The organism is Mesorhizobium sp. (genome assembly GCF_004962925.1).
GTDB lineage: Bacteria > Pseudomonadota > Alphaproteobacteria > Rhizobiales > Rhizobiaceae > Mesorhizobium.
Genome location: NZ_SUEO01000141.1, coordinates 12,681 through 17,275, shown reverse-complemented (window position 1 = coordinate 17,275; position 4,595 = coordinate 12,681). Strand labels below are relative to the sequence as shown.

Sequence of the window (4,595 nt, the reverse complement as noted above, 5' to 3'; positions counted from 1 at the left end):
TTCGGACGAAGCGGTGATGTCGAGGAAGCAGAGCTCGTCGGCGCCGGCGGCGTCATAGGCCCTTGCCGCCTCGACCGGATCGCCGGCGTCGATCAGGTCGACGAAGTTGACGCCCTTGACGACGCGGCCGTTCTTGACATCGAGACAGGGGATGACGCGGGCTTTCAGCATCAAATCCTCTCAAGCGCGGCAAGAAAGTCGCCAAGCAATTGCCCGACGACAGGCGGAACCTCGCCCTTGGCGTCAAAGGCAGGGTCGTAGGCAGACAGGGTGACGCCGACAATCGGGATCGACTTGGCCAGTCCGCAAGCCAGTTGCCGCAGCTGATCCGGGTTTGGGCCTCCAGGCTGCGCATAGCGGTTCACTTGCAGCACATCCGGATCGTGAACGTCCAAATCCAGATGCAGATGTACTTGGGCCGCGCCGGCCGCCTTCAGCTTTCCGACGTTGTCGAGCGCATCGGCCCATTGGGTGCGAATGATCGGCAGCGTCTCTAGAAGCCGCCCTTCATCGGGATCGAGGTCGCGCGCATCGACCAGCATGCACCGCGATGGATCGATCGCCTGGAAGCCGGGAATCGCTGACGTCATCGGGCGCCAGCAGAGCCCCAGCGTCGTCGCCAGCGCCATGCCGTCGAGGAAGCCATAGGCGGACGTCTCGGGCGTGTTGAGATCGCCATGCTGATCGATCCAGATGATCGAGTCCGCGGCGTCGCCAGCCACAGCACCGGCGGCGGTCAGGCAATTTCCGGCGAGCACGATGGGAAAACGCTCATCGTCGCGCGCCAGATCGACCTTGGTGGCGACTGCCCGGCAAACGGCGAAGCCTGTCGCGATTTCGCGTCTCTGGGCATCGCCGACCTCGCCGATGTCCTCGACGACCACATCGTGGCCGCGGAAGGTAAGTTCATCGACAAGGCCGCCGGCAATGATGGCGTCGGGGCCCTGGCCACAGCCGGCATGGTAAAGGCCGCTGTCATAGGGTGCGAGGATGATCGAGAGTTTCATCGCGCCCTCGCCTTCTCCGGTGCCGCCGCCAGGATCGCCAGTGCCTCGGCCGGATCGATACGCCCGTCATAAAGCGCGCGGCCCGAGATGGCACCTTCGAGTTTTTGCGCATCAGGCATGGTCATGCGCACGATATCGGCGATCGAGGCCAGACCTCCAGAGGCGACGACCGGGATCGAAACCGCTTCGGCGAGATCGATGGTGGCGTCCCAGTTGATGCCAGTCAGAACGCCGTCGCGATCGATATCGGTGTAGATGATGGCGGCGACGCCGGCGCCCTCGAATTTCTTCGCCAGTTCGATGACGCCGAGGCTCGAGGCCTCTGCCCAGCCCTCGACCGCCACCTTGCCGCCCTTGGCGTCGATGCCGACGGCAATCCTTCCGGGGAATGCCCTGCAGGCCTGCCTGACCAGATCGGGATCGCGTACGGCCACCGTGCCGAGAATGATGCGGGCCAGCCCGCGATCGAGCCAGTCCTCGACCTGCGCCAGGGTGCGGATGCCGCCGCCGAGCTGCACCGGATTTTTCGTCGCCTTGAGGATGGCGCCGACCGCCGCGCCGTTGACGCTCTGGCCTTTGAAGGCGCCGTTGAGGTCGACGACATGCAGCCATTCAAAGCCCTGTTGCTCGAAGGCCCTGGCCTGCGCAGCCGGGTCGTCATTGTAGATCGTCGCGGTCGCCATATCGCCATGCTTCAGGCGCACGCACTTGCCGTCCTTGAGGTCGATGGCCGGGAACAGGATCACCGGTCAGGCGCCTTCGACAATGACGAAGTGGCCGGTCGAGGCGGCAAGCCTGTACTTCAAGGCTGCCCTGTATTCAGGCGATTCGTAGCATTCTATCGCCATGTCGTAGGACTCGAACTCCACCAGGACATGGCGATTGCCTGTCGGCCCTTCCGGGTTCGCGTGACGCCCGGCCCGCACGGGAAACTTCGCACCATATTTCGCAAAAGCCGCGGCGTTCGCCTCGATATATTGCTTGTAGACCTCAGGGTCGCGGACATCGACCATCGCCATCCAGTAGCCTTTCTTGCTCATCCTAGGGCCTCCAGCGCAGGAAATTGGTGATCAGCGCCAGGCCAAGCGTCTGGCTCTTTTCGGGATGGAACTGCGTACCGGCGAGATTGTCGCGGGCAACGGTAGCCGTCACCGGACCACCATAGTCGGCAATCGCCAGCACGTCGTCCGCTTTCCTGGCGTCAAGATGATAGGAATGAACGAAATAGGCGTGCAATCCTTTGCTGCCGGTTGGAATGCCGGAAAACAGCGGGTGCTTGCGCGTGAGCTCGATCGTGTTCCAGCCGATCTGCGGGATCTTCAGCGTTGGATCGGCCGGGGTGATCTCCTTGACGTCGCCGGCGATCCAGCCAAAGCCTTCTGTAACGGTTTTTTCCAGACCCCGCTCCGACATCAGCTGCATGCCGACGCAGATGCCGAGGAACGGCCGCCCCTTGACGATCGCGACCTCCTCGACCGCTTCCCACATGCCGGCCACAGCGCGCAGCCCGGCCGCGCAATCGGCGTAGGCGCCGACGCCGGGCAGGACGATGCGGTCGGCGGTTCTGACACGCTCGGCATCGGCGGTCAGGTCGATGGCGGCGGCGATGCCGGCTTCGTGCGCGGCACGCTCGAAGGCCTTGGTGGCCGAGCGCAAATTGCCCGAACCGTAATCGATGATCGCGACCCGCATGTCAGGGTCTTCCCGGCGTGTGGGTCAGTCCCAGTACCATACCCGTCTGCGCCGGCCGGGCATGGGCGGCGTCGGGAACGATGCGTTGCGCGGGCGCTTGCTCATCCGAATGCGCTTCAGCTTCCAGCACATAGCGCGTATCGGCATCATCGAGCCTGTCGGCCTCGACGACACCCCATTCATGCCAGCCACGGCGGCGCAGTGCGGCAATCCGCAAGGCCTGTCCTTCCAGCCCGACATAGAGCGATACAAGCAGCGACAGCAACGGACCCGCCAGCCCCAGGCTCAATCCTTCGGCAAGCATCGAAAGGAGAGCCATGGCGACAAAAGCCAGTGCTGCCTCGACCCACAACCGGTGCCAGAGCAGCCACAGCGGCGGCACGAGGAAGCCGAGCCAGGAAAAACCATCGCGGACAAAGGCCGTCATATCAGGCTTTTCGCTGCGGCCGGGCGGCTCCATAACGACATAGATGGCCATCAGGCTATCCCTTCAGAGATCCCTTGGTGGAGGGAACCGCATCCGGCTGGCGCGGGTCGCTTTCAAGCGCTGCGCGCAGCGCGCGAGCCACAGCCTTGAAGCAGGTCTCGGCAATGTGGTGATTGTTGGCGCCGTAGTGATTGGTCACATGCAGCGTGATGCCGGCATTCTGCGCCAGGGCCTGGAAGAATTCGCGCACCAGTTCGGTGTCGAACGTGCCGATCTTCGGCGACGAGAACGCAACGTTCCAGACCAGGAAAGGACGGCCGGAGACGTCGATCGCCGCACGCGTCAGCGTCTCGTCCATGGCGAGATCGATCGAGGCATAGCGCATGATGCCGCGCCGCTCGCCCAGCGCCTTGGCCAGAGCCTGGCCGAGCGCGATGCCGGTGTCCTCGACCGTGTGATGGTCGTCTATGTGCAGATCGCCCTTGGCCTTGACCGTCATGTCGATCAGCGAATGGCGCGAAAGCTGGTCCAGCATGTGGTCGAAGAAGCCGACGCCCGTCGAAATATCGGATTTTCCCGAGCCGTCGACCTGGACCGATACCGAGATGTCGGTTTCCCCAGTCTTGCGGCTTGCGTTGGCGGAACGGGGCGGCATGACCTCATCCTTGTCCAGAGTTCCGACGTTCCAAACGTCCACATGCTTGAAAACGAGAGCCTTCTAGCAGCATGATCCGGCGATTGCCAGTTGCCATGCCAAGGGATATCGAGCCTGCGGATGACCGGTTTGCAATCATCGGACCTATGCATACATATGGCCGATCAAGTCACTCGTAACGCGCCAATCGCCTTCGGGATCGGTGCTGATCGGAGCAGAAAATGTCTGATAACCTGACCATGCACGCCACGACCATCGTGACGGTGCGCAAGGGCGGCAAGGTGGTCATCGCCGGCGATGGCCAGGTCAGTCTCGGCCAGACCATCATGAAGGGCAACGCCAAGAAGGTGCGCCGCATCGGCAAAAGCGGCAATGTCATTGCCGGTTTCGCCGGCGCCACCGCCGATGCCTTCACCCTTCTGGAGCGACTCGAGGCTAAGCTCGAACAATATCCGGAGCAACTGACGCGGGCCTGCGTCGAACTCGCCAAGGACTGGCGCACCGACCGCTATCTGCGCCGGCTGGAAGCGATGATGCTGGTCGCCGACAAATCGGTCTCGCTGGCGCTGACCGGCACCGGCGACGTGCTCGAACCCGAACATGGCGTCATGGCCATCGGTTCGGGCGGCAATTACGCGCTGGCCGCGGCGCGCGCGCTGATGGACAGCGACAAGGATGCCGAGGAGATCGCCCGCAAGGCGATGCAGATCGCATCCGACATTTGCGTCTACACCAACAACAACTTCGTCATCGAAACACTCGATGCCGGCTGAGCCGGCCGTGCTGTATGACTTTCGGCCGGTGACGGAGGCGG

At 63.2% G+C, this 4,595-nt stretch carries 8 protein-coding genes; 1 reads left to right on the top strand and 7 read right to left on the bottom strand.

Features of this window, described 5'->3' with window-relative positions:
• The 7 genes from E5W87_RS24045 to hisB form a co-directional block, all read right to left on the bottom strand.
• The coding region (locus E5W87_RS24045; protein WP_292403179.1) for a HisA/HisF-related TIM barrel protein at window positions 1–174 on the bottom strand (174 nt) is incomplete at its 3' end.
• Window positions 171–1,007, bottom strand: coding sequence for an arginase family protein (locus tag E5W87_RS24040; RefSeq protein WP_292403176.1), 837 nt, complete (start codon window positions 1,005–1,007; stop codon window positions 171–173). The genes E5W87_RS24040 and E5W87_RS24045, both read right to left, overlap by 4 nt.
• Complete coding sequence (gene hisA / locus E5W87_RS24035; protein ID WP_292403173.1) at window positions 1,004–1,753, bottom strand: 1-(5-phosphoribosyl)-5-[(5-phosphoribosylamino)methylideneamino]imidazole-4-carboxamide isomerase; 750 nt, start codon at window positions 1,751–1,753, stop codon at window positions 1,004–1,006. The genes E5W87_RS24040 and hisA overlap by 4 nt, the downstream gene beginning before the upstream one ends.
• A gap of 3 nt (window positions 1,754–1,756) precedes the next feature.
• Window positions 1,757–2,047 carry a DUF1330 domain-containing protein gene (locus tag E5W87_RS24030; RefSeq protein WP_292403170.1) on the bottom strand — a complete coding sequence of 97 codons (291 nt, stop codon included), beginning with the start codon at window positions 2,045–2,047 and terminating at the stop codon, window positions 1,757–1,759.
• 1 nt (window position 2,048) lies between these two features.
• Complete coding sequence (gene hisH, locus E5W87_RS24025; protein ID WP_292403167.1) at window positions 2,049–2,699, bottom strand: imidazole glycerol phosphate synthase subunit HisH; 651 nt, start codon at window positions 2,697–2,699, stop codon at window positions 2,049–2,051.
• A gap of 1 nt (window position 2,700) precedes the next feature.
• Window positions 2,701–3,177 (bottom strand): DUF2628 domain-containing protein, encoded by a 477-nt coding sequence (locus E5W87_RS24020; protein ID WP_292403164.1) that lies wholly within the window; start codon window positions 3,175–3,177, stop codon window positions 2,701–2,703.
• Between the two features lie 4 nt (window positions 3,178–3,181).
• Window positions 3,182–3,781 carry an imidazoleglycerol-phosphate dehydratase HisB gene (hisB, locus tag E5W87_RS24015; RefSeq protein ID WP_126104009.1) on the bottom strand — a complete coding sequence of 200 codons (600 nt, stop codon included), beginning with the start codon at window positions 3,779–3,781 and terminating at the stop codon, window positions 3,182–3,184.
• Window positions 3,782–4,002: 221 nt separating this feature from the next.
• Here hisB and hslV point away from each other — a divergent pair, with 221 nt between their 5' ends.
• Window positions 4,003–4,554 (top strand): ATP-dependent protease subunit HslV, encoded by a 552-nt coding sequence (gene hslV, locus E5W87_RS24010; RefSeq protein ID WP_292403161.1) that lies wholly within the window; start codon window positions 4,003–4,005, stop codon window positions 4,552–4,554.
• The last annotated feature ends 41 nt before the right edge of the window (window positions 4,555–4,595 follow it).

Coding starts and splice junctions, on each gene's coding strand:
- E5W87_RS24040 (WP_292403176.1), bottom strand. CDS start 1,007: ATGAAACTCTCGATCATCCTCGCACCCTATGACAGCGGCCTTTACCAT.
- E5W87_RS24030 (WP_292403170.1), bottom strand. CDS start 2,047: ATGAGCAAGAAAGGCTACTGGATGGCGATGGTCGATGTCCGCGACCCT.
- hisH (WP_292403167.1), bottom strand. CDS start 2,699: ATGCGGGTCGCGATCATCGATTACGGTTCGGGCAATTTGCGCTCGGCC.
- E5W87_RS24020 (WP_292403164.1), bottom strand. CDS start 3,177: ATGGCCATCTATGTCGTTATGGAGCCGCCCGGCCGCAGCGAAAAGCCT.
- hisB (WP_126104009.1), bottom strand. CDS start 3,781: ATGCCGCCCCGTTCCGCCAACGCAAGCCGCAAGACTGGGGAAACCGAC.
- hslV (WP_292403161.1), top strand. CDS start 4,003: ATGTCTGATAACCTGACCATGCACGCCACGACCATCGTGACGGTGCGC.